Annotated in this window: 20 protein-coding genes, 4 tRNA genes and 1 riboswitch; of the genes, 13 read left to right on the top strand and 11 right to left on the bottom strand. The window is 56.7% G+C overall.

The features are described 5' to 3' along the window. Positions 1 to 137: 137 nt before the first annotated feature. Complete coding sequence (locus tag ACQCLF_RS10685) at positions 138 to 1,976, bottom strand: DEAD/DEAH box helicase (RefSeq protein WP_426987086.1); 1,839 nt, start codon at positions 1,974 to 1,976, stop codon at positions 138 to 140. 554 nt (positions 1,977 to 2,530) lie between these two features. On the opposite strand from ACQCLF_RS10685, the gene ACQCLF_RS10690 reads away from it, so the two are divergent. Next, positions 2,531 to 2,956, top strand: a complete 426-nt coding sequence (locus tag ACQCLF_RS10690; RefSeq protein WP_426987088.1) for an HIT family protein — start codon at positions 2,531 to 2,533, stop codon at positions 2,954 to 2,956. A gap of 18 nt (positions 2,957 to 2,974) precedes the next feature. Here ACQCLF_RS10690 and ACQCLF_RS10695 read toward each other — a convergent pair whose 3' ends face one another. The 3 genes from ACQCLF_RS10695 to ACQCLF_RS10705 all read right to left on the bottom strand — a co-directional run bounded on the left by ACQCLF_RS10695 (position 2,975) and on the right by ACQCLF_RS10705 (position 5,901). Beyond that, a complete protein-coding gene (locus ACQCLF_RS10695) occupies positions 2,975 to 3,547 on the bottom strand; it encodes a TMEM165/GDT1 family protein (RefSeq protein WP_426987090.1) in 573 nt (190 codons plus the stop codon). A 39-nt stretch (positions 3,548 to 3,586) separates the two neighbouring features. Next, a riboswitch (yybP-ykoY riboswitch) is annotated at positions 3,587 to 3,748 on the bottom strand. A 76-nt stretch (positions 3,749 to 3,824) separates the two neighbouring features. Next, positions 3,825 to 4,343 (bottom strand): DUF3806 domain-containing protein, encoded by a 519-nt coding sequence (locus tag ACQCLF_RS10700; RefSeq protein ID WP_426987092.1) that lies wholly within the window; start codon positions 4,341 to 4,343, stop codon positions 3,825 to 3,827. After that, positions 4,333 to 5,901: an FMN-binding glutamate synthase family protein gene (locus ACQCLF_RS10705; protein ID WP_426987094.1), complete on the bottom strand. Its 1,569-nt coding sequence runs from the start codon at positions 5,899 to 5,901 to the stop codon at positions 4,333 to 4,335. Before ACQCLF_RS10705 ends, ACQCLF_RS10700 begins: the two co-directional genes overlap by 11 nt. Before the next feature lie 132 nt (positions 5,902 to 6,033). On the opposite strand from ACQCLF_RS10705, the gene ACQCLF_RS10710 reads away from it, so the two are divergent. From ACQCLF_RS10710 to ACQCLF_RS10730, 5 genes are all read left to right on the top strand, one after another. After that, positions 6,034 to 6,786 (top strand): hypothetical protein, encoded by a 753-nt coding sequence (locus ACQCLF_RS10710; protein WP_426987096.1) that lies wholly within the window; start codon positions 6,034 to 6,036, stop codon positions 6,784 to 6,786. A gap of 305 nt (positions 6,787 to 7,091) precedes the next feature. Then, the gene (locus tag ACQCLF_RS10715; RefSeq protein WP_426987098.1) at positions 7,092 to 8,300 is read left to right on the top strand and encodes a glycoside hydrolase family 26 protein; all 1,209 of its coding nucleotides are present in this window, start codon (positions 7,092 to 7,094) and stop codon (positions 8,298 to 8,300) included. Between the two features lie 99 nt (positions 8,301 to 8,399). Beyond that, the gene (locus tag ACQCLF_RS10720; protein WP_426987100.1) at positions 8,400 to 9,932 is read left to right on the top strand and encodes an alpha/beta fold hydrolase; all 1,533 of its coding nucleotides are present in this window, start codon (positions 8,400 to 8,402) and stop codon (positions 9,930 to 9,932) included. A gap of 235 nt (positions 9,933 to 10,167) precedes the next feature. Next, positions 10,168 to 10,243 (top strand) — tRNA-Asn (locus tag ACQCLF_RS10725). Positions 10,244 to 10,402: 159 nt separating this feature from the next. Beyond that, complete coding sequence (locus tag ACQCLF_RS10730) at positions 10,403 to 11,023, top strand: DNA-J related domain-containing protein (RefSeq protein ID WP_426987102.1); 621 nt, start codon at positions 10,403 to 10,405, stop codon at positions 11,021 to 11,023. A 16-nt stretch (positions 11,024 to 11,039) separates the two neighbouring features. On the opposite strand, the gene ACQCLF_RS10735 is transcribed toward ACQCLF_RS10730, so the two are convergent. The 6 genes from ACQCLF_RS10735 to ACQCLF_RS10760 form a co-directional block, all read right to left on the bottom strand. Then, positions 11,040 to 12,086 (bottom strand): methyltransferase, encoded by a 1,047-nt coding sequence (locus ACQCLF_RS10735; RefSeq protein WP_426987104.1) that lies wholly within the window; start codon positions 12,084 to 12,086, stop codon positions 11,040 to 11,042. Then, positions 12,079 to 12,768, bottom strand: a complete 690-nt coding sequence (locus ACQCLF_RS10740) for a pseudouridine synthase (protein ID WP_426987106.1) — start codon at positions 12,766 to 12,768, stop codon at positions 12,079 to 12,081. The genes ACQCLF_RS10735 and ACQCLF_RS10740 overlap by 8 nt, the downstream gene beginning before the upstream one ends. Positions 12,769 to 12,774: 6 nt before the next feature. Beyond that, on the bottom strand, positions 12,775 to 13,626 hold the full coding sequence (gene folD / locus ACQCLF_RS10745) for a bifunctional methylenetetrahydrofolate dehydrogenase/methenyltetrahydrofolate cyclohydrolase FolD (RefSeq protein ID WP_426987108.1): 852 nt from the start codon (positions 13,624 to 13,626) through the stop codon (positions 12,775 to 12,777). Positions 13,627 to 13,821: 195 nt separating this feature from the next. After that, positions 13,822 to 13,897, bottom strand: a tRNA-His gene (locus tag ACQCLF_RS10750). 186 nt (positions 13,898 to 14,083) lie between these two features. After that, positions 14,084 to 14,160, bottom strand: a tRNA-Arg gene (locus ACQCLF_RS10755). A gap of 25 nt (positions 14,161 to 14,185) precedes the next feature. Then, a tRNA-Pro gene (locus ACQCLF_RS10760) sits at positions 14,186 to 14,262 on the bottom strand. A gap of 219 nt (positions 14,263 to 14,481) precedes the next feature. On the opposite strand from ACQCLF_RS10760, the gene ACQCLF_RS10765 reads away from it, so the two are divergent. From ACQCLF_RS10765 to ACQCLF_RS10795, 7 genes are all read left to right on the top strand, one after another. After that, complete coding sequence (locus tag ACQCLF_RS10765; RefSeq protein ID WP_426987110.1) at positions 14,482 to 15,015, top strand: flavin reductase family protein; 534 nt, start codon at positions 14,482 to 14,484, stop codon at positions 15,013 to 15,015. Positions 15,016 to 15,489: 474 nt separating this feature from the next. Next, positions 15,490 to 16,512 carry an NAD(P)H-dependent glycerol-3-phosphate dehydrogenase gene (locus ACQCLF_RS10770; RefSeq protein ID WP_426987112.1) on the top strand — a complete coding sequence of 341 codons (1,023 nt, stop codon included), beginning with the start codon at positions 15,490 to 15,492 and terminating at the stop codon, positions 16,510 to 16,512. Further along, a complete protein-coding gene (locus tag ACQCLF_RS10775; protein ID WP_426987114.1) occupies positions 16,509 to 16,916 on the top strand; it encodes a DUF4389 domain-containing protein in 408 nt (135 codons plus the stop codon). The genes ACQCLF_RS10770 and ACQCLF_RS10775 overlap by 4 nt, the downstream gene beginning before the upstream one ends. A gap of 10 nt (positions 16,917 to 16,926) precedes the next feature. Continuing rightward, positions 16,927 to 17,397 carry a phosphohistidine phosphatase SixA gene (sixA, locus tag ACQCLF_RS10780; protein ID WP_426987116.1) on the top strand — a complete coding sequence of 157 codons (471 nt, stop codon included), beginning with the start codon at positions 16,927 to 16,929 and terminating at the stop codon, positions 17,395 to 17,397. Then, positions 17,397 to 18,389 carry a diguanylate cyclase gene (locus ACQCLF_RS10785; RefSeq protein ID WP_426987118.1) on the top strand — a complete coding sequence of 331 codons (993 nt, stop codon included), beginning with the start codon at positions 17,397 to 17,399 and terminating at the stop codon, positions 18,387 to 18,389. Before sixA ends, ACQCLF_RS10785 begins: the two co-directional genes overlap by 1 nt. Further along, positions 18,386 to 19,258, top strand: coding sequence for an alpha/beta fold hydrolase (locus ACQCLF_RS10790; protein ID WP_426987120.1), 873 nt, complete (start codon positions 18,386 to 18,388; stop codon positions 19,256 to 19,258). The genes ACQCLF_RS10785 and ACQCLF_RS10790 overlap by 4 nt, the downstream gene beginning before the upstream one ends. Before the next feature lie 37 nt (positions 19,259 to 19,295). Continuing rightward, complete coding sequence (locus tag ACQCLF_RS10795) at positions 19,296 to 20,282, top strand: DUF4892 domain-containing protein (protein ID WP_426987122.1); 987 nt, start codon at positions 19,296 to 19,298, stop codon at positions 20,280 to 20,282. 63 nt (positions 20,283 to 20,345) lie between these two features. On the opposite strand, the gene folE is transcribed toward ACQCLF_RS10795, so the two are convergent. After that, complete coding sequence (folE, locus tag ACQCLF_RS10800; RefSeq protein ID WP_426987123.1) at positions 20,346 to 20,888, bottom strand: GTP cyclohydrolase I FolE; 543 nt, start codon at positions 20,886 to 20,888, stop codon at positions 20,346 to 20,348. Between the last annotated feature and the right edge of the window lie 92 nt (positions 20,889 to 20,980).

A 20,980-nucleotide genomic window follows, 5' to 3' on the forward strand; every position in this document is an offset into this window, starting at 1 on the left:
GGTAGCCCAGTGATAGACTCTTGGAGGCATGGATGCCGACATGAAGCCCCCATGGATGGGTTTACGGCGAGTCTATCACTGGGCTACCCCGTCCCTGCCGGACCATCTACAGGCACCAAGAAATACATCAAAGCCTGCTAAACGTCTTTCTTCCCGCGATAGCCTTTGTTTTTCAAGTCGCGCTGGCGGACCTTGGCCTTGGGCTTTTGCTTCGCATCAAACTTTCCGCTTTTGCCACTCTTTCCGGCGAACTTCCCGCCATCGCGTTTACCAGCCGGCTTCGGGCCGCGACGTTTGAAATCCGGTGCGTCATCCGCGCGCGGACCATTGTCTTCGGAAATGTTCAGAGGCCGGTTGCGCACGCGCACTTTTTTGAGCAACTGAAACACTTCCGGTGGCATGCCTTTTGGCAGGTCTACGGTTGAAAAGTCGTCGAATAATTTGATGTGGCCAATGTACTGGCTTTCAATGCCTGCTTCGTTGGCGATAGCGCCGACAATGTCTCCGGGGCGCACTTCATGGCTGCGGCCAACGTCCAGTCGATACCGTTGTAAATCCGAGTCGTTGGCACGGGGCTTGCGCGGTCTGTCCGCCTGCGCTTCTCTTGCCAGCTTGTTTTTGCCCTTAGGGGCTTTGGCCGGTTTCAGCTCAGCAAACTTAACTTGCAGTGGGCGTTCTTTTTGCACCAGATACGCGAGCGCCGAGGCGATTTCCTCCGGCGAATGATCGGTTTGGTGGCTGAAATCGGCCAGCAGGTCATTAAAAAAGCTCAGGTCGACACTGGAGTCAAAAACGTTCTTGATGGATTGTTTGAACTGATCGATGCGATGCGCGGTAACGGCTTCGCCCGTAGGCAGTTCCATATGCTTGATAGGCTGGCGAGTGGCTTTTTCAATAACGTACAGCAAACGCTTTTCACGAGGAGCCACAAACAGAATGGCCTTGCCGCTGCGCCCGGCACGCCCGGTACGACCAATGCGGTGGACGTACGCTTCGCTATCATAAGGAATATCGTAGTTCAGTACGTGGCTGACACGCTCCACGTCGATACCTCGCGCTGCAACGTCGGTGGCAATGACGATATCGATCTTGCCACTTTTCAGGCGCTCAATGGTCCGCTCCCGCAGTTGCTGGTTCATATCACCATTCAGGGCGGCGGCGGCATAGCCTCTCGCTTCGAGCTTTTCGGCCAGTTCTACGGTGGCGTTTTTGGTGCGTGCGAAAATAATCATGCCGTCGAACGGCTCTACTTCCAGAATGCGTGTCAGGGCATCAAGCTTGTTCGTGCCACTGACCATCCAGTACACCTGCTCAATGTTATCGCCAGTGGATGTGCTGCTGGCAATTTTGATTTCCTGCGGATTGTTCAGGTACTGGTTGGCAACCTTGCGAATCTGGCTGGGCATAGTGGCCGAGAACAGCGCGGTTTGTCGTTCTTTCGGAGTGTGTTCGAGAATCCACTCCACATCGTCGATAAAGCCCATACGCAGCATTTCATCGGCTTCGTCCAGAACCAGGCTTTGCAAGTGGGAAAGATCGAGAGTGCCGCGGCGTAAATGATCCATAACGCGGCCCGGCGTTCCCACAATCACTTGTGCACCGCGCTTGAGCTGACGCAGTTGCGCACCCATATCACCGCCGCCATAAATGGGGAGAACATGGAACTGGTTCAGTTTGCTCGCATAGCGCTGAAAGGCTTCCGCCACCTGAATTGCCAGCTCTCGGGTCGGTGCAAGGACCAGAATTTGTGGCGCACGTTGTTCCGGTTTAAAACGTGATAGCAAAGGTAGAGCGAAGGCGGCCGTTTTACCGGTGCCGGTTTGCGCCATGCCCACAATGTCTTTGCCTTCTAGCAGAGCCGGAATCGCGGCCGCCTGAATAGGAGAGGGCTGCTCGTAGCCAACGGACTGGATAGCTTCCAGCACCGCGTCGGAAAGACCCAGATCGGTAAAAAGCGGGAGGGTTTGTTCAGTCATGATGTTAAAGCCTCAAATGCACTGGACGCGCGGCAGCCGGAGCAGCGGGAGAATGGGCGCGGCGTAACAGGGGTGTGTCGGGTTATCAGGGGGTGCGATCTCGGCAGGTCCGGAGCTTTATCGCGGCACGTTGATTGGGCGCTTGTCCGCTATGAGCGGTCGCCGGGCTGAAGTCATTCAGCCGAACATTCCTTGTCTGCTCAGCGCTGCCCTGTAACACCATTTCCCCAAACGCATAGAGGGCTTTACTGAAGAGGCGCGCAGTATAGGCGGTTTTTTGTACAGTTGCCAGTGTTATTTGCTGTGGTGTTTACTGTGGGGGCTAGTGAGGCTCTGGGTGAGGAAGGCTGAGCTGAGACGCGCCGTGAATACTTCCCTGTAGGCTTCATGTCGGCATCCATGCCTCCAAGAGTCTCAGCCCAGCCTTCCTCACCCAGAGCCTGTGCTCCGCAATGACCGGGGGAATGACCTGGCAGTGATTTGTACTTGTGAATGTTTGATGCGTTGAGTGTTATGCTTTCATCCATCCGCTCATTGTTCGAAGGAGATAGTGTATGGCCAGCGTTTTTACCAAAGTCATTTCCGGTGAGTTTCCCGGTCACTTTGTCTGGAAGGATGACAAAGCCGTGGTGTTTATGACCATCCAGCCCATTCGTGATGGCCATGTTTTGGTGGTGCCGCGTGAAGAGGTGGATCACTGGGATGACCTGCCTCCAGAGTTACTGGCTCATTTAACCCGCGTCAGTCAGAAGGTGACCAAGGCGTTGAAAGAAGCCTATCCCGCAAAACGGGTCGGGATGATGATTGCCGGACTGGAAGTGCCGCACACGCATATCCATCTGGTGCCACTGGATAATATGGGTGACTTGAGTTTTGATCACGCCCGCAACGCTGAGCCCGAGAGGCTGGCAGCGGCCGCGACCAAAATTCGCGAAGTGCTTCTGGCGCAGGGCCATGACGAAGCACGTGTCGACGGCTAGCCCCTGGAACAAGAGCCCCTAGAACATTTGTCCGTTCGCATGCACCAGGGTCAACACCGCCAGGACAACAAACAACACAAAAGCGCCGATGCGAGTGTATTTGAGCGGGATTCGGTCCATTAGCCAGCGCCCGGCGAACAATACCGGCACGTTGGCCAGCAGCATACCGACGGTGGTGCCGATCACCACCATGAGAAACGCGTCGAACTTGGCGGCAAGCACGACGGTGGCCACTTGGGTTTTATCGCCGATTTCAGCGAGGAAGAACAAAATCAGGGTCGCAATGAATGGGCCGTATTGGTGGAAGCGTCCAGGCTCGTCGTCGGCTTTGTCGGGGATGAGCGTCCACAACGCGACCAAAAGGAAACTGGCTGCGATGATCCAGGGTACCCAATTGGCGGGAATCACCGAGGATAACCAGCCTCCCAGCCAGGCGGACAGTGCGTGGTTAATAAGGGTGGCTACCAGTATGCCCGCCGCAATGGGGTAGGGGCGGTGGTAGCGGGAGATCAGCAGCAGGGCGAGCAGTTGGGTTTTATCGCCGATTTCTGCCAGGGCAACGGCGAGGGTAGAGCCAAGCAACGCTTCCATTGTAATAAACGTCCGGGCGGGGCTGTTCACCAGAGATACACACGCCGCCCCGCCGGGAAAAGCGTCTGTATCCCAGGTCTCATCAGCCCGGCCCGTGCGGTGAGGACCGCTGGGCGGGTGCTGCTGCCATGCGCTGTGGCGCAATTATGTTGACAACAGCGTCGTCAGTAGGACGACCGATTACTCCCCCGAGAAGAGAGTCGGTATTTTATGGAGCCGTGGTCAGGCTGTCAAATGCGCCAACGGTTGGTGAAAGCGTTTTCCGGCTGAACGACACTTAATAACCACCGGCGTCCGCGCCACCGTAGGGTACTTCGGGGCGATAGGGCTCGATAATCTCCAAAGCGTCGTCATACACACGCTGTACGCTGGGCTTCAGACCGGCCTCCATTCGACGGGAGAGCATGGTGATCGGAAACAGGCATTGGCGGGTGCCGTCGACGCACAACGCGCGGCTGCGGCCACGATTATCCTCGTAAACCTTCCATTTCAGATCATCGACTTCACTGGCCATGATATTACCCAGCACAGCGCCGAGGGCTTGAAGCTGCAGCCGGTCGTCGTTGTCGATTAGCCCGCGGTCAATAATTCGTTGCAACGTGTCAAGGTCGGATTTGTCGCCGCGAATGGGCACGCCAAAATTCGCTTGTGCCAGTTTCGCGACGCTGTCCACTTGCTGAGCCATGTGATTGCGATCCATCCAGGCAAAATCAGAGATTGTGGCATTTGGGTTTTGGGCCGAAACCATGCTGGCAAAAAGCAGCAACACATAAAAAGTAATAACATTACGGCTCATGAGATACCTCTTGGAGCTTGGGGGACGAATCTTCTAGGTGAGGGTTCGGATCATTTCCATCTTCTATCAGAGTAACGGGTTCGGGGTAGAGTTCATCCAAGGGTTTCGACAACCCGGATTGCAACACCATATGGACATGACGGCGGCGCAGCAGGCGCGGTTCGGGAACCCCACAGGCGTGGGCGATCAGTCCGACGCTGTAGGTGAGGTTGCGCTGGTAGTGAGCGACCCGCTCGGCTTTATTGGTGGGATCGAGTCCGCGTTGCAGCTTTGGGTTGTGGGTGGTAACGCCGGTAGGACAGGTGTTTTCGTGGCACTGCATGGCCTGGATACACCCCAGAGAAAACATAAAACCCCGGGCGCTATTGATGAAATCGGCACCGCAGGCCAAAGCCCAGGCGACCATAGAGGGATTGACCAGTTTGCCGGAGGCGATGATCTTAATACGCTCTTTAAGGCCCGCTTCGTGCAGCAGGTCACACAGCCACGGCAGGCTTTCTTTAAGCGGAAGACCAACATAGTCCATGAGTGGCTGGGGCGCGGCTCCGGTGCCGCCGTCGGCACTGTCCAGGGTGATGAAGTCGGGTGCCTGGTCTTCACCTCGGCGATGGATTTCCGCGACCAGATCGCGCAACCATTGCTTGTCTCCCAGTACCGTTTTAAAACCCACGGGTTTGCCGGTGACTTCCCGGATATGAGCGATTCGATCCAACAAATCTTCCACGGAGCGAATGTCGGGGTGGCCGTTCGGGCTAATTGACGGGTGACCTTCCGGGATGCCGCGAATGGCAGCGACTTCGGCGGAGACCTTTTCCGCCGGTAAAATACCGCCCTTACCGGGTTTGGCCCCTTGGCTGAGTTTGATTTCGAACATTTTGATGGCGCTTTTTTCGGCCAGGAATGCCAGACGCTCATCCGACAACCGGCCTTCGGCATCGCGGGCACCGTACTTGGCGGTTCCCAACTGGAAAATCAGGTCGCAGCCTCCCTCCTCGTGGTAGGAAGACAAGCCGCCTTCGCCAGTGTTGAGCCAGCAACCCGTCTTGGCCGCGCCTCGAGAGAGGGCACGCACGGCGGGTCGGGAGAGAGCGCCGTAGCTCATTCCCGAGATGTGGAAAAATTCCCGGGTGGTATAAGGGTGTCGACAAAAAGGGCCGACCGTCACCGAAGATGAGTGTGCCGCGTCCTGTTCCAGGGTTGGAAACGCGGAGTTTAAAAACAGTACCGTCCCCGGTGGGTTGAGGTCGCGAGTGGAACCAAAGGCGAGGTTTAAATCGAGGTTTTTCGCTGCACGATAAACCCAGGTACGCTCGGCCCGGTTGAACGGCATCTCCTCGCGGTCCATTGCGAAAAAATATTGGCGGAAAAACTCACCGAGATGCTCGAACCAGTAGCGAAAGCGGCCAATAACGGGATAATTGCGACGGATGGCGTGCTGGCGCTGGGTGACATCCACAATGTACATCGCGGCGATCACCAGTAGGCCCACCCCGATAAGAGTCACAAAAATCAGCACCATTACCGTGAGCAGTTTCAGGGCGAATACGTCGTCAAACATAAGTGGCGGGGGCTCCAATCAGCCGTAAAGTTGGCGCAAGGTTGTCGAGATCGCTATGATAAGGGTTTTGGCGGCCACGAGCCACGTTGTACTCCGTCAGTTTATTGTGTTGGTTAGCGTGAGGGATGCTTAATGAAAGCGATAAAAATCTTACTCAGTATTATAGTCGCCCTGGTAGTGGTGGTTGCCATTGTCGTGGTTATCGGGTTGCGCAATCTGGACACGTTGGTGGAGGCGGCCATTGAGTCGGTCGGCCCCATGGTCACCAAAACCGATGTTCAGGTGGATAGCGTGCATATCGAACTGACTGAGGGGCGTGGCGAAATTCGGGGGCTGAGTGTGGCCAATCCGGAGGGCTTCTCCAGTGACCCGATTTTGCGGGTTGGGAACGTGGTGCTGGATATCCTGCCGGGCTCCATTACCGAGGATGTCGTGGTCGTAGAAGAGATTACGGTGGACGGCGCGCAATTAAATGCTGAGCATCGCGACCTCACGCAAATCAACCTCAAAACCATGCTGGACCAGATGCGCCCTGAGGCTCAGGAGGAGCCGAAATCCACGACCGCCAGCCCGGATGTGCGCTTTATGGTGGAGCGCCTGTCGTTTACCAACGCCAGTTTGAACCTGAGTTCGGATGAGTTTGGGGAGCGGGAGTTGACCATGCGTGACCTGGAGCTGAATAATCTCGGCGATCGGGAGAAGGGGCTGACTCCAGCGCAGTTGACACGGGCGCTGCTTGATCCGCTGTTGCAGGCCGCGCGAGAGCGAGTAGAAGAGGAGGTGCGTTCCGAGGCGGAGGGGGCTCTGAAAAAAGAGCTGGAAGACCGTCTCTCTGACGAAGACAAAGAAAAAGTCGACGCCGTCCGATCGTTACTGGGTCAGTAGTCAGTTCGGGGCCGCCCTTCGGGCGGCCCAAGCCACGTTTCATGCGCTCGCCCCTTTCTGTTAGTCCCGATCTTTGCTGTTAGTCCCCATCTCCGCTGTTAGTCGCCATCTCCGTTAAAGCGCTCCCCCTCGACGCTCAGGCCCTCATCGGGAGGGGTACCCATTCATACTGTAACCGATTACAATCGGTGGGTTGTAGACCTGCGTACTCACATACCCGCATACCCACATAAAGATCGATAATAGGCCGACATTTGATGAATAGTAATCTTTTTCAACGTTTCCGGGGCCTGTGGGGCTCCTCCATGATTTTGATTTCACTGGCGCTGGTAGCGACATTGACGAGCTGTGTGGCTCGTGATCCGTCGGCGCCGTCCGTGCAAGAACCGCCCCTGGCAAGTGCCGAGGTAAGCGAGAGCACACGGGCGCTGTGGCAGCAGCTTTGGGCGCTGGATGGCGATGCGTTTATGTTTGGTCATCAGGACTCTCTCGCCTATGGCGTGGAATGGCGGGGCTCTGATTGGCAGGACTCTAATGAGGACCGCTCGGATGTGAAACTCTCCGCAGGCGATTACCCTGCCTTATATGGCTGGGATTTGGGGCATCTGGAGTTGAATGACGATGTTAACCTGGATGGCGTCGCTTTTGACGCTATGCGTGACTGGATGCGCTCAGCCTATGAGCGGGGCGGGGTGGTTACCATTTCCTGGCATATGACCCACCCGGCCACCGGTGCCACTTCCTGGGACATCGATACGGGCGCCGCTGAACTTCTTCCCGGTGGTCGCCACCACGAGGAATTGAAGCAGGCGCTGGATCACTTTGTGGATTTTGCGTTGTCGTTAACGGTGACGTTACCTAACGGCGAAACCGGCCCCATGCCACTGATTTTCCGCCCCTGGCATGAGCACAATGGCGACTGGTTCTGGTGGGGCAAAGGCCCTACGTCGGAGGAAGACTACCAGGTACTGTGGCGCTTCACCTTTGAGTATCTGACGCAAACCCGTGGGTTAAACAACCTGTTGTTTGCGTTTTCCCCCGACCGCAGCCGAATCGATATGGCTCATTTTGAAACCTCCTACCTCTACGGCTACCCGGGCGATGCCTATGTAGACATTATGGGCATCGACAACTACTGGGACTTGGGCCACGGCAATAACAAGGCGACTCGTGCTGAGAGTGAGCGCCAGTTCGTCGAGAGCCTCGCGGGAGTGGCCAGAGTGGCTGAGCAGCACGGCAAGTTGCCCGCTATGACCGAAGGTGGACAGGACACGGTGTTTGAAACAGATTTTTATACGGACCGTTTGCTGAAAGGCTGGCTATCGAATGAGTATACCCGGCAGATTCGGTACATTCAGGTATGGCGCAACGCCAACCGGGCCGATGAAAACAAAGACCATTTTTACGTTCCCTACCCGGGGCATGCTTCCGCCAATGATTTTGTCGAATTTTATGAGCATCCGGTCACTTTGTTTGAGAGAGACCTGCCGGACATGTACCAGCGAGAAGAATGACAATCCCTTCGCTGGCCCTGTGTTCGGTGGATTGGTATTCTGCCAGGATTGGATGACATGAACCGCGCAGGGCGGTAAGGCGAATGAGTGGTACAGCGAATGACAGGGTGGAGGAGAGCGTTGCTCGGCGTCGCGTTGCTGATGGGCACGGCGACGTTAATGCTCTACCTGTTCGACGAAGCTGACCCCCGTACGGCGACGGTCACGCCGCAAGAGGCGGAACCAAAGGGTGACGGTTATAGACTGATAGACAGGGCCTGCAGCTCGTCTCTGGACTGGCGCTCCGAAATGCGGTGCGCCACGTTGGTCACACCGGCTATTCAAACCGCCGCCGGAATGCAACGGTTCCGGTTGCCTGTCGTCATCCTTCCTTCCCAGAGTCCGCAGCGTCGCCCCGACCCCGTCGTATATCTGCCGGGTGGCCCTGGGGGCAGCGCCGGGCTTGATGCCGATAGCCTGACGTTCTGGAAGAACTGGCAGGACTATGCCAACCTGCACCGGGATCTGATTCTGATGGAGCGTCGAGGTGTTGGCGACAGCGAACCGGCGCTGGTCTGCAAAGCCTACGATCAATTCAGTGAACAGGTGATCGGCGAAGCCGTCGCGCCGGAAGAGGAAGCGCGGCGCGCCGGGCGTATTTTGCAGCGTTGTTTTCAGAATCTGGAGAAGGCTGGGGCGTTTCATCCGGATCAGTTCGGTACCGACCAGAGCGCTCGAGATCTGGAAGCGTTGCTGGTGCGCTTGCCCTACGAACAGGTGAATCTGGTGGGTGTCTCCTATGGCACTCGGCTGGCATTGGCGACCGCACGTCGGCCGGAGGCCCGGTCGCGCATCCGAAGTCTAGCGCTCGACTCTCTGTATCCGCCGGATCAGGGCGGTCTGGTGTCCTGGCCGGGTGTGGTGACGGAGAGCCTTGACCGCTTTATGGCGTATTGCGCTGAGCGCCGTAGTTGCGTGGGGTCTGAAACTTCACTGGACGCGCTGCTGGATGAGGCATTGCAGGCGCTGGCAGGAGAGCCGCTGCGCCTGACGGTGGAGCCCTGGAATCGCAACGGTCCGGTGACGGTGGTGCTGGATGATAACCGCCTGTTAGCGGCGGTCTTCAGTGCCCTCTATGATCGAACCCTATGGGGGGAGGTTCCCCGGGCTCTGCGGGGAGCGGTGGAGCGAGACGAGGCGGCGCTGGTGCCGTTGGTAACCGATTTTATTGGCCGTGCACTGGATGACAGCTTCTCCAGTCTCACCTTCATGGCGGTGGACTGCCTGGATCACCCACTGGGTTCTCGGGCGGCCTTTGATGCTCAGTTGGCGCAATATCCGCGTTTTCGTCAGTATCTCGACACCTGGGACCAAAGCGTCTGTCACTGGTTGGGTTCCGCTGACGAGCCGCTATTGCCATTGGAGAAGCCCGACATACCGACGTTGATTCTGGCTGGAGCGCTGGACCCGGTGACACCGGCCCACTGGGCCTATCAAGTCGCGGATCAGTGGCCAGCGGCCCAGCTGTATAGCGCGGAGGAGATCGGGCATTCGGTGTTGTGGAGTGAGCCCTGTGTCGAAGCCGGCCTGGGGAAATTCCTCGACGCTCCACGACAGCCATGGCGGCCTGACTGTAAGAGCGCGAAGGAGTGAAGGGCAGGGAAGTGCAGGCCTTTATAGTGCCGTTTTATGCTCGACGCCAGTGATTGAGATGCTGGTCTAACCTATTGAAAGCAGACTCTTTTTACCAATAATTGGCCAACTCTTGGGCGAATTGCACAAACCGTCACCAGTAAGACATGGGTCGGGTAAAATTTTGCGAAAAAGGGTTGACCACATCGGGTCCGGACTATAGGATACGCACCACTTCCGCACAGGAAGGTGCCACTCCGCCTTAGCTCAGTTGGTAGAGCAAATGACTGTTAATCATTGGGTCGCTGGTTCGAGCCCAGCAGGCGGAGCCAAATTTGTGAAGTGAACTGTCATAAATCAGACAGTCGCCCAAAAAGCCGCATCATAGGATGCGGCTTTTTTTGTGGGTACTCCCTTCCTAAATGTTGCTGTAGTCGTGTTAGCGGAGCGTCGCTTTTTGGTCCTCTGGCGAGATGCTTTATACTTGCTCCATGACCCATGAATTTCCCGGCGAGCCTGAATGCAACGTTCATAATCCGCTGTTGACGCCTCTGCGGGCGTTACTGGTTTCTGCCAATGGCCTTGCCCAGACCGAATTTACCCTTATTCAAGGGTTGAAAGCACAGGGGTTGGTAGAGAAGGACTACAGTTTCCAGCCCTTATCCCTGTTTCGCGCGCACTTTCAGGTGTTTAATGCGCTGTATCAGTTGCAGCGGGAATTTGCCCATCAGGGGCAGGCGCTGGTGATCTCACCACTGGCGATTTACCTCAGGCCGCTGGCCGAGGGAGAGTCTGCTCTGGTAGAGGGGGCCGAGGACGCGCTCAGGCGTTTTTATCTGGACTGGACGCACTACGAGTCTGCTACCGAGGACAGCGTCGTAGAGTTACTGTCCGGCTTTTGGCGGAAACTGCAAAGCAGCAATGGACGGACTGCGTCAGCATCAGAGCGTGAAGAAGCCCTGGCGGAACTCGATTTGCAGGACCCGGTGTCGGTCGAGGACATCAAACAGCGCTATCGGCGGCTGGCCATGGCACATCATCCGGATCGCGGCGGCTCGCCGGACCGCTTGCAACGAATTAATGCCGCTATGACCGTTCTGGGACGGTGTTGATAGCGGAGACGTCTGCTCAGGGGGTCAACGCAAAGACGGTAAAACCGTCCTCGTCGCCCAGTTTCTGACAGTGCGAAAAATAGCGTTTCGCTGTTTGTGGCAGCGGAATAAAACGGTTGACCACAAAATAGGCGGTACCGTTGCGCTTCAGATGCTCTCTCGCACTTGCGAGAAACCGATCCGTCAAATCACCTCGAACACTGAAGCCTTGATGAAAGGGCGGATTGCACAGCACGACATCAAACGTTTCAGTGATTCGGTCTGCACAGTCAGCCGCGATGATCTCGGCGTTAATACCATGCCGTTGTGCATTGTGTTGCGCCATGGCCAACGCGGCGGCATTGTTATCGGTTAAAACGCGCCGCTCAATGGGAAGTTGGCCGGTCAGCAACCCAAGAAAACCGTAGCCGCAACCGAGGTCCAATAGTTGCCGAGGCGGTTGGACATTAAGACTGGGCTTGACGCTTTGCCACAGCAGCTGACTCCCACGGTCGATTTTTTGCCAGCCGAACAGTCCTGGCTTGCTGTGGAACTCAAGACCATCATAATTTCCAATTACTCTTGGGTGCGCATAGTCGCTGTCGTTTAAAGCCTTCGGTGGTGTTTCGGCGCGTGTGATACTAGCGGAGTACACGTTGCCTGATTTGCTGGCTCGCTGGTGATCGCCCAAGGCTTTTCCCGCATTGTCGATTACTGTTTTGGCCCCTTCGTTTTTCTGACCACATAACACCAGTTGTCCGCCGGGCTTCAATAAACGGCCAGCGAGATTAATGATATGGTGAGTTACCGGTTTTTCTTTGGCGATACGGTAGTACACGCAATCAAAGGTGGCGCTTTGCCAGAGGGTTTCCTCAAAATCGGTAAAGTGGGTCGTAAAGCCTTTTGCCCGTGCCGCCTCCGCCTGATCCCAGCGGTTGCTCGCGACGGTCAGGCTGGCACGGGCGGGCAGGGCCCAGTGGTCTGGCGCATTCTCGTCCAGAAACCAAATGGCGTTGTGCTCGACGTCAGCTTGCCGCATTTGTTCCAGTAACCAGTGGAACGTGGCATCGTTGGCCTCAGACACTGGCGACCTCCGTCGCTGTCAGTGATCGATAGTCTCCGGGGTTCAATTGCGGGTCTAGCTGTATGTTGCCGATCGCAGAGCGGTGCAGGGCCGTTACCCGGTTGCCGACAGCGGCAAACATCCGTTTGGCCTGATGATAGCGGCCCTCGTGTAGAACGAGTTGTGCGCGATTGGCAGCAATCAGTGTGAGCTCGGCCGGACGGGTTGGCTTGGTCTCGCTTTTTAACAGAAGCCCCTCGGCAAAACGTGCGACGGTATCGGGTGCAATCGGATCGGCGGTAGTGACTTCGTACACCTTTGGGCAGGCGCGACGCGGCGAAGTCAGTCGGTGGTTCCAGTCGCCGTCATCGGTAAGCAGTACCAGGCCGGTGGTGTCGATATCCAGGCGGCCAGCTACCTTTAGACCCTTTGCCAGTTCGGCTGGTAACAGGTCAATCACACACTGATGAGCAGGATCTTCTGTGGCACAAATCACGCCAGCCGGTTTGTGCAGCATCAAGTAACGCGCGGAAGGCAGGTGTAAAACCCGGTTGTCGAGAAGCACCTCATCGGTTGCTTTCAGAATCAGGCTTGCGCTGGCCTCGCGATGGGCATTGACACTGATGCGGCCTGCCCGCAAAGCGATTTTCACCGCCTTGCGGGACAGTCCGCTGCACTGGCTGACGAAGCGATCGAGTCGCATGTCGAATCAGCGGCCGAAACTCTTCTCGCCCGAATCCACACTTTGGTAGATCAATGTATTGATGGTCATTGGGCCAACGCCACCGGGAACCGGTGTGTAGGCCGCGACTCGTTCGGTCAGTGGGGCCAGTTCGATGTCGCCCACTTTTTCCTGTGGGTGGTAACCGGCATCTACCACCACAGCGCCGTCTTTAATCCACTCGGCTTTGATGAACTCGGGTTTGCCCACTGCACCGACCACGATGTCGGCTTGCCGAATAATATCCGGGAGGTTCTCTGTGCGCGAATGACAAATGGTCACGGTGGCGTTGGCATTGAGCAGCATCATGGCCATGGGTTTACCCAGGATCGGACTGCGTCCGACCACCACCGCATGCTTCCCGGAGAGAGGAATATTATAAGCTTCCAGCAGGCGCATAATTCCCTTGGGCGTGGCACAACCGTAAGCCTCTTCTCCCATGCTCATGCGGCCAAAGCCGAGGCAAGTGACACCGTCCACATCCTTCTCCAGGCTGATGGCGTCAAAACAACGCCGCTCATCAATCTGCTCCGGCACGGGGTGTTGCAGCAAAATACCGTGCACATTCGGATCGTTATTCAGTTCGTTGATTTTTCCCAGCAGTTCGTCGGTCGTGGTGCTGGCCGGTAATTCTACCCGCAGGGATTCCATGCCAATACGCTCACAGGCGTTCCCCTTCATTTTGACGTAAGTGGCGGATGCGGGGTCGTCGCCTACCAGAATAGTGGCCAGTATCGGCGCTCGGCCATCGCGGCTGGTCTTCAGGTCGGCAACACGCTGGGCGAGCTCCTCTTCGGTTTTCTTGGCGAGCGCTTTACCATCGAGAATCTGTGCGGGCATGGAGTGGCTTCCTCATGCAGGGCTGAAGTTTGAGAAGGGCGCTATTGTCCCACAGAGCCAAGCTCAGGCAAAGAGCAGCAACCGAGGCCTTTCTGCTCGTTTATAGCGCTGGTCATCTTGTCGGGGAAGAAGCGTGGCAATACAGTGTGAAGCGCCAAATTCGGAGAGCGCATCGAGAGCAGAGGGGGAAGAAATTGGGGTGGCTGACGGGGATCGAACCCGCGACCACTGGAATCACAATCCAGGGCTCTACCAACTGAGCTACAGCCACCATTGAGGCACCCTGTTCGACAGGGCAGGTTTTGCAGGGCGCGTACTCTACCGAAGTTGTCGGCGTGAATCCAGCCCAAATATTCGCGAAATACGGTCGTTTTCGTGTGTCGAAACCTTCCGTCCTAAGACCGCCGCCCCGTCCCAAGACCGCCGCCGCTCTTTGCTGTCCAATGTTGGCGAAAAGTGGCGCGCCCGGCAGGACTCGAACCTGCGGCCATCCGCTTAGAAGGCGGATGCTCTATCCAGCTGAGCTACGGGCGCAAGGCTGGGAGGTCGCGCAGGCGAGTGGTCGGAGTGGAGGGATTCGAACCCCCGACATTCTGCTCCCAAAGCAGACGCGCTACCAGGCTGCGCTACACTCCGCCGTAAAACATCCCGCCGTTAAACATTCCGTTGTAAACCACAGCCCGTTGCGGACCCGGGTTGCCAGTTTACTGGGGATGCTGTCTTTCGCGAGGTGCGCATAATACCCACGAGAGGGGGGAGCGTCAATGCCCAATTGTTAAGGCGGATCGTTTTGGGTACTTGTGTCTGCCCGAGCGGCTCGTCAGAATAGTCGCTTCGTCAACGTGAGGAGTCATCATGCAAGAATCCCCGACCACCCCAGACGCTGAATTGGGTATGGCCATGAAAATGGGAATGCGACGCCTGGCTTCCGGAGTTTCGGTGCTGTCGACGCGTACAGACGATGGCGAGCGCTTTGCGATTACCGTTTCGTCCGTAACATCGGTGTCCGATAACCCGGCCTCGTTGCTGGTGTGCATCAATCGGCAACTGTCCCTGGAAGGGCACCTGGCAACCCCGGGCACACCCTTTGCGGTTAATATTCTTTCGGCGGATCAAAAAGATATCTCGAACCTGTGTGCTGGCTTTGAGGGTGACACCCCTCGCTTTAGCCGTGGCAATTGGCAGCAGGGTCGGGACGATGTGCCCTATCTGGCCGACGCCCAGGCCACATTCTTCTGTCGTTCGGATCAGGTGATGACCTATGGTACCCATCACATCGTGGTGGCTCGTATCATCGATGTCAGCCTGGGTGAGCTGGAAGTGGATCCATTGCTGTACGTGGACGGAGGTTACGGATCCCTGGCGTCGAGCCAGTCGGGAAAGGCATGAGCGTGCAAGGAGAAAGGCGCCAATTTCGGGCGTCCGGCAGCACTGTTATGGGGGCTCAGGGCGGCATATTTTACGCTTGCATTATGAAGCTTTTGTGGCTGCGGGAGCTTGGCGGTTAAGGTCCACTAACTGTTTTATGCACATTGGCGGTGCGACACCTGTCAAGCCTGTCGACGCCCGGGCACAAGCCCTGATTATTTGTCCAGATTATTTGTAACTTATTGAAAAATAAAGAAAAATTAGCGAAGGTTATTTTTTGGACAATCTAAGGGGTGCTCAGGGATGATGCGGGCTGGGAGCACTTTCCCAAAAAGTATCCACCAAGTTATCCACAGAAAATGTGGACAATGCAAATGTGAATTTTTCGTGTCAATGACAGCGGCGCTCCCCGGGTGTCGCGCTATCATCTGGTGGTTCGTTTAGACGGGCTACACTGGGAACAAGAACGCAGCAGTGCAGGATGGACATAACCTTATGACCCAAAAACTTACCGTGGCGGTCCTGGGAGGCGGTAGCTTCGGGACAGCGATTGCCAACATTATCGCTGATAACGGGCATCGCACCTATTTATGGATGCGCGACGCGCAGAGTGCCCGAGAGGCTCAGCAGAACCGGGAGAATCAGCGCTATCTTCCCGGCCACCCCCTGTCTGAGGGAGTGGGAGCGACCTCTGACCTGGAGGAAGCGGTGGGTCGCAGTGAGCTTGTTTTTGTCTCAATACCGAGCCACTCTTTTCGCTCGGTGACCCGCAAAATCGCGCCACTACTCAGGCCAGAGGCCATGGTGGTGAGCACAGCCAAAGGGATCGAACCCGAGGGCTTTACCCTGATGAGCCAAGTGCTGGAGCAAGAGTTGCCTGAGCACGCCATCGGTGTGCTCAGCGGGCCCAATTTCGCCCGTGAAATCGTGGCGCGGCAGCAAACAGGCACCGTGATAGCGAGTGAGAGTAAGGCACTGGTGGAGTGTGTGCAGAGCTGTTTGCGCTCTGAAACGTTCCGCGTCTATGCCAACCCGGACCGTTATGGTGTGGAGTTGGGTGGAGCACTTAAGAATATCTACGCCATTGTCTGTGGTATGGCGGCCGCCCTTGGGGCCGGCCATAATACTCAGGCAATGCTCCTGACTCGTAGCTTGGCAGAGATGGGGCGTTTTGCGGCCGCCATGGGCGCCAATCCAATGACCTTTCTCGGGCTGGCGGGTGTCGGGGACCTGATTCTCACCTGTACGTCTGACCTGAGCCGAAACTATCGGGTGGGTTATGCCTTGGGGCAGGGTAAGCCGCTGGAGGAAATCATTGCGGGGTTGGGGCAGGTGGCTGAAGGTGTGAACACATTGCGGCAGGTGAAACAAAAGGCGGATGAACTCGATGTTTACATGCCGCTGGTGACGGGATTGTTTGCCGTGCTGTTTGAAGACCAGTCCATTGCGGATGTGGCGCGTAAATTAATGCTGGGCGAACAGAACCACGATGTGGAATACATGGGAGCTGACCAATGAGTAATAATACGCTGAAAGAGAATTTGACCTCGGGGACGCATTGGCTGCGTCTACTCTACATGCTGTTATTCGCCGTTATCCTGTATGTGGCCGGCCTGGTCATGGGTGTGATTGTGGTATTGCAGTTTTTATTCGCATTAATCGGGGGCGCACCCAATGGGAATTTGCAGCAGTTTGGTGATTCTCTGGCGCTGTATATTTACCGAATCCTGCAGTTTCTGACCTACAGTCGTAACGACAAACCGTTTCCATTCAGTGACTGGCCTTCGCCGGATCATCCTTCAGGCCCGCAGGATCCCGTGGGAACGTTCGATGGGGTCCACACCGTTGAACCGGGGGCTCATACCGTGGACCCCGCGCAAGACGATCAGCGCAAACCGGGTGAAGAATCACCGCGTTCTTGAGGCTGCTCCGATGAAAACCTTGCTGATTATGAGACATGGCCAAGCGCAGGCTCACGCCGCATCGGATTCGTTGCGCGAGCTTACCGAGCGGGGGCGTCAGGATGTCTCCAGTGTCTGTCGGGCGCTCTCTTCCGAGCTGGCGCAGTCGACGCAGCTTTGGATGAGCCCTTATCGGCGCGCTCGGCAGACGATGGACATTCTGGTTGGCACTCTGGGCGTGAACATCGAGCCTCAGGAAGTCAACTCACTGACGCCCGAGTCGTCACCCAAGTCGCTGTGCGAGGCGCTGGAGCAGCACGATGCGAACCGGTTTCTGATTGTCAGCCATATGCCACTGGTGGCGGATCTGGTGCAATACTTAACGGGGGCCGAACCCGGGCGATACGTGTTCGGAACGGCCTCCGTCGCTCGGATCGACGCGGAAGTGTTTGCGGGCGGGCTGGGGCAACTGTGCTGGCTGCGACACCGAGAGGATTTCTGATGCGAAGGGCTTTGCTTCAGTGTCATAACGTTGGCGCCGTTTGCCTGAGAGCCCGACGCTGGCGCACAGGCATTTATCTGGGCCTTCTGCTCACTGTAGTGAGCGTCGCCCCGGCGGTAGCGAAGGAGCAAAGTGCACGGGTCATTCGCTATCCGGAAATGGGGAGCGAAGTGGATCAGCGCAATGATTATTTTGTGCAAATGTTGAAGTTGGCGCTGGGAAAAACTCGAGGCAGCGAGGGGGATTTTCAACTGGAACCCGTTGCGTTGAATGTGCCTCAGGGGCGCATTCTGAGAATGCTTTCCGTGGGTGACCAAGTAGACGTCTTGTGGAGTATGACCAGTCGCGAACGAGAACGTTATTTGCGTCCGGTGCGGATCCCCTTGACCAAGGGCCTGACGGGTTATCGCCTGCTGATTATCCGACAAATGGATGCGGATGAATTTTCAGACATTCAAACGGCTGAACAACTGGCCGAGCAAACCGCCGGGCAGGAAGAGGATTGGCCGGATACTCAGATTTTGCGCCACAATCGCTTACCCGTGACCACGAGTGGTTATCTTGCCTTGTTCACGATGTTGCATCGTGAGCGTATTGATTACATTCCTCGTGCCATGGTTGAGCCCTGGGCTGAGCTGGCCAGAAGACCTGAGCTGAATCTGGTGGTTGCGCCGAACCTGCTGTTGCATTATCCGTCCGCCAGTTACTTTTTTGTTCAGCAAGACAATGAAGCGTTAGCGGCCCGCCTGGAGCGGGGGCTTGAAAAAGCACTGGCCGATGGCAGTTTTGATCGACTGTTCTACGGCTATTCGGGCCATCAAATTATGTTTCACCGCAGTAACGTGCATCAGCGTCGGATCCTGCGGCTTGAGAATCCGCTGTTGCCGGAGAAAACGCCACTGGATCGGAAGGCGTTATGGTGGCACCCCGACGACCACGATTCGGAAACGTTAGGGGCAGAAGCTTCTGGCACCGTGAACGGGCTGCAATGAATCCTGTTAAGCGTGAGCGCCGTTTCGAGCTGAATGGGTTGACCATTGCGGCGCAGGAGTGGGGATCGCCCGGCGCGCCAGCGGTCATGGCCCTTCATGGCTGGCTCGATAACAGCGCCAGTTTTGAGCGACTGGTGCCTTTCCTGAATCACATTCATCTGGTAGCGCTGGACCTGGCCGGTCATGGACAAAGCGATCATCGCCCGGGTGTTGGACCCTACAATATCTGGGAAGACGTTCCGGAAATATTCGAAGTGGCGAACCAGCTTGGCTGGCCCAGTTTTACGTTGATGGGGCATTCGCGGGGCGGCATTATCGGGATGCTTGCGGCGGGAACTTTCCCCGCGCGTATTGAGCGGCTGGTGCTGATTGAGGCGCTGTGGCCGGAAGTGCATATTTCCGAGCAAGCTCCGGGGCAGCTGAGGCGCTCCATTGAAGGCCTTGACGCATTGCAACACAAGCGAGTGCCAGTGTATCAGGATCTGGCGCTCGCGATTCGCGCCCGCGAGCGGGGCATGTTTCCGCTCGGTCATGAGGCGGCTCGACTGCTGACTGAGCGCGGCGTCAGGTCCATTGAAGGGGGGTACACCTGGAGTACCGATCAGCGTCTGCTGGCGCCATCAGCGGTTAAGTTGACTGAGCCGGTCATCACCGCCTTTCTAAAAGAAGCTTCCGCGCCCATGGCCATGATTTTGGGCAAAGAGGGTATTCCATCCCTGTTTGGTCACTATCGTGACGCGCTACAATGTTTCCCGGCCGGGTTACAAACCTTGCAGCTGCCAGGAGGGCACCATCTGCATCTGGAATCCCAGGCAGAGTGTGTGGCGAATGCGATCAACCGATTTCTGGCCTATGACGTTATCTGTTAAGCTTCAACCCCTTGAGACGGGCTGACAGAGAATTGCCATGCAGGTTTTATCCCACACTTCCCGCCTTCTGGCGCCTGTCGCCTTACCTCTGCCTTTCTCGTTCTTCCTGAGGGTGTTCCTGGCAGGGCTTTTCTCTGCGGTATTCGCCCAGGCGCCGTGTGCGGCACAGTCCGAGGGTTTCCCGCCGCTGGGCGACTTCCCTGACGCCCGGGTCGTTACGCGTGAATTTCAGCCCAGTGGGACCTACGTTCTGGCGCTGGGCACCTACAAAAAGGTGGGCGGTACCTGGGTAGCAGATCGCGAACAACGCGTGCCTGGTCCATTAAGTCGGCGTACTCTGGAACTGCCCTCCGGCTTCAGTGCCCGAGAGGGGTTTGATTTCTACCGCAAGCAGTTCGATGGTTATCGGATGCGTGAGTTATTCGCTTGTGAGCAGCGCGAGTGCGGGGGCAGTATCAACTGGGCAAACAACCATTTTAACGTTATTCAGCTATATGGGCTGGACCAGTTTCAATACTACGGGGTTTACGAAATCGCTGACGCTTCGTCGGTGTACTACGCCAGCCTTTACGCGGTGCAGCGGGGTAATCGGCGCGTGTATGTGCAGCTGGATTTGGTCAGGGCTCCAGAGGCATCCCAGGCTGCGGCGCTGGCTGAAAACCCCGCGAGTTTTCATCGCCAGTTGCGGGAGCAGGGCTACTTCGTGTTGCCCGGTTTTGAAGTGACCGGTGCCTCGGACGCATGGAGCGTATCGACTGCAGAAGGCGTGATCACGGCGCTGGCCGCGCTCTTGAGGCAGGAGCCGGAGTGGCAAATTGCGCTGGTTGGCCACGACGATGGCCCGTCCTCTCTCCAGGTTCAGCGGGATCAATCGTTGGCCTATGCGCGGCAAGTACGCGGTCAGCTCGTCAATAAAGGCGTGGCCGAGTCGCGTATCAAGGTGTTCGGGGTGGGCGGTCTCGCTCCGGCGGGTCGCGGTGATCGCAGTGCGAGAGTGGAAGTGGTATTGATTGCAAAAGAGTAGGCTACAGCCAAAAGGCCGTAAGAACGGCGGGGCATGTCGGCGCGACGGTCAGTCGCGCAACACTCAATCCCGCAATAAGGAGAGAAATTCCGAACGAGTGGCTTGATTGCTGCGAAAACTGCCCAGCATTGCAGAGGTCTTCATCAGCGAGTTTTGCTTCTCCACACCGCGCATCATCATGCACATGTGTTTGGCCTCAATAATGACCCCGACACCCGAAGCGCCGGTAATGTCTTGAATGCACTCGGCGATTTGCAGGGTCAACTGCTCCTGGATTTGCAGCCGACGGGCAAACATGTCAACAATTCGCGCCACTTTGGATAACCCCAACACATGGCCGGTCGGGATGTAGGCTACGTGGGCCTTGCCAATAAACGGCAGTAAATGATGCTCGCACAGTGAATAGAGTTCAATATCCTTCACCATGATCATCTCGCTGGAGTCCGACGGGAACAGCGCTCCATTCACCACTTCCTCGATACTCTGCCCATACCCCTTGGTAAGAAACTGGAAAGCCTTGGCGGCTCGTTTAGGGGTATCAACAAGACCGGGTCGGCTCAGATCTTCACCGATGCCTTCGATAATCCGGGCGAAATGTTCGTTCATGGCGCTGTCCTCGGCCTCAAGCGGGCCTCGTGCTTTTCTGGAGGGCGGTTACCCTACGACAAGCCACTCATTTGGTAAAGCGTTTTTTGTCG

This window comes from Marinimicrobium sp. ARAG 43.8 (genome assembly GCF_050113635.1).
Taxonomy (GTDB): Bacteria; Pseudomonadota; Gammaproteobacteria; order Pseudomonadales; family Cellvibrionaceae; genus Marinimicrobium.

Excerpts from the sequence above, each read along its gene's own strand:
- ACQCLF_RS10685 (WP_426987086.1), bottom strand. The coding sequence starts at position 1,976 with ATGACTGAACAAACCCTCCCGCTTTTTACCGATCTGGGTCTTTCCGAC.
- ACQCLF_RS10770 (WP_426987112.1), top strand. The coding sequence starts at position 15,490 with ATGACCCAAAAACTTACCGTGGCGGTCCTGGGAGGCGGTAGCTTCGGG.
- ACQCLF_RS10720 (WP_426987100.1), top strand. The coding sequence starts at position 8,400 with ATGACAGGGTGGAGGAGAGCGTTGCTCGGCGTCGCGTTGCTGATGGGC.
- ACQCLF_RS10765 (WP_426987110.1), top strand. The coding sequence starts at position 14,482 with ATGCAAGAATCCCCGACCACCCCAGACGCTGAATTGGGTATGGCCATG.
- folD (WP_426987108.1), bottom strand. The coding sequence starts at position 13,626 with ATGCCCGCACAGATTCTCGATGGTAAAGCGCTCGCCAAGAAAACCGAA.
- ACQCLF_RS10740 (WP_426987106.1), bottom strand. The coding sequence starts at position 12,768 with ATGCGACTCGATCGCTTCGTCAGCCAGTGCAGCGGACTGTCCCGCAAG.
- ACQCLF_RS10730 (WP_426987102.1), top strand. The coding sequence starts at position 10,403 with ATGACCCATGAATTTCCCGGCGAGCCTGAATGCAACGTTCATAATCCG.
- ACQCLF_RS10715 (WP_426987098.1), top strand. The coding sequence starts at position 7,092 with ATGATTTTGATTTCACTGGCGCTGGTAGCGACATTGACGAGCTGTGTG.
- ACQCLF_RS10775 (WP_426987114.1), top strand. The coding sequence starts at position 16,509 with ATGAGTAATAATACGCTGAAAGAGAATTTGACCTCGGGGACGCATTGG.
- ACQCLF_RS10790 (WP_426987120.1), top strand. The coding sequence starts at position 18,386 with ATGAATCCTGTTAAGCGTGAGCGCCGTTTCGAGCTGAATGGGTTGACC.
- ACQCLF_RS10795 (WP_426987122.1), top strand. The coding sequence starts at position 19,296 with ATGCAGGTTTTATCCCACACTTCCCGCCTTCTGGCGCCTGTCGCCTTA.
- folE (WP_426987123.1), bottom strand. The coding sequence starts at position 20,888 with ATGAACGAACATTTCGCCCGGATTATCGAAGGCATCGGTGAAGATCTG.
- ACQCLF_RS10700 (WP_426987092.1), bottom strand. The coding sequence starts at position 4,343 with ATGAGCCGTAATGTTATTACTTTTTATGTGTTGCTGCTTTTTGCCAGC.
- ACQCLF_RS10690 (WP_426987088.1), top strand. The coding sequence starts at position 2,531 with ATGGCCAGCGTTTTTACCAAAGTCATTTCCGGTGAGTTTCCCGGTCAC.
- sixA (WP_426987116.1), top strand. The coding sequence starts at position 16,927 with ATGAAAACCTTGCTGATTATGAGACATGGCCAAGCGCAGGCTCACGCC.
- ACQCLF_RS10710 (WP_426987096.1), top strand. The coding sequence starts at position 6,034 with ATGAAAGCGATAAAAATCTTACTCAGTATTATAGTCGCCCTGGTAGTG.
- ACQCLF_RS10785 (WP_426987118.1), top strand. The coding sequence starts at position 17,397 with ATGCGAAGGGCTTTGCTTCAGTGTCATAACGTTGGCGCCGTTTGCCTG.
- ACQCLF_RS10695 (WP_426987090.1), bottom strand. The coding sequence starts at position 3,547 with ATGGAAGCGTTGCTTGGCTCTACCCTCGCCGTTGCCCTGGCAGAAATC.
- ACQCLF_RS10705 (WP_426987094.1), bottom strand. The coding sequence starts at position 5,901 with ATGTTTGACGACGTATTCGCCCTGAAACTGCTCACGGTAATGGTGCTG.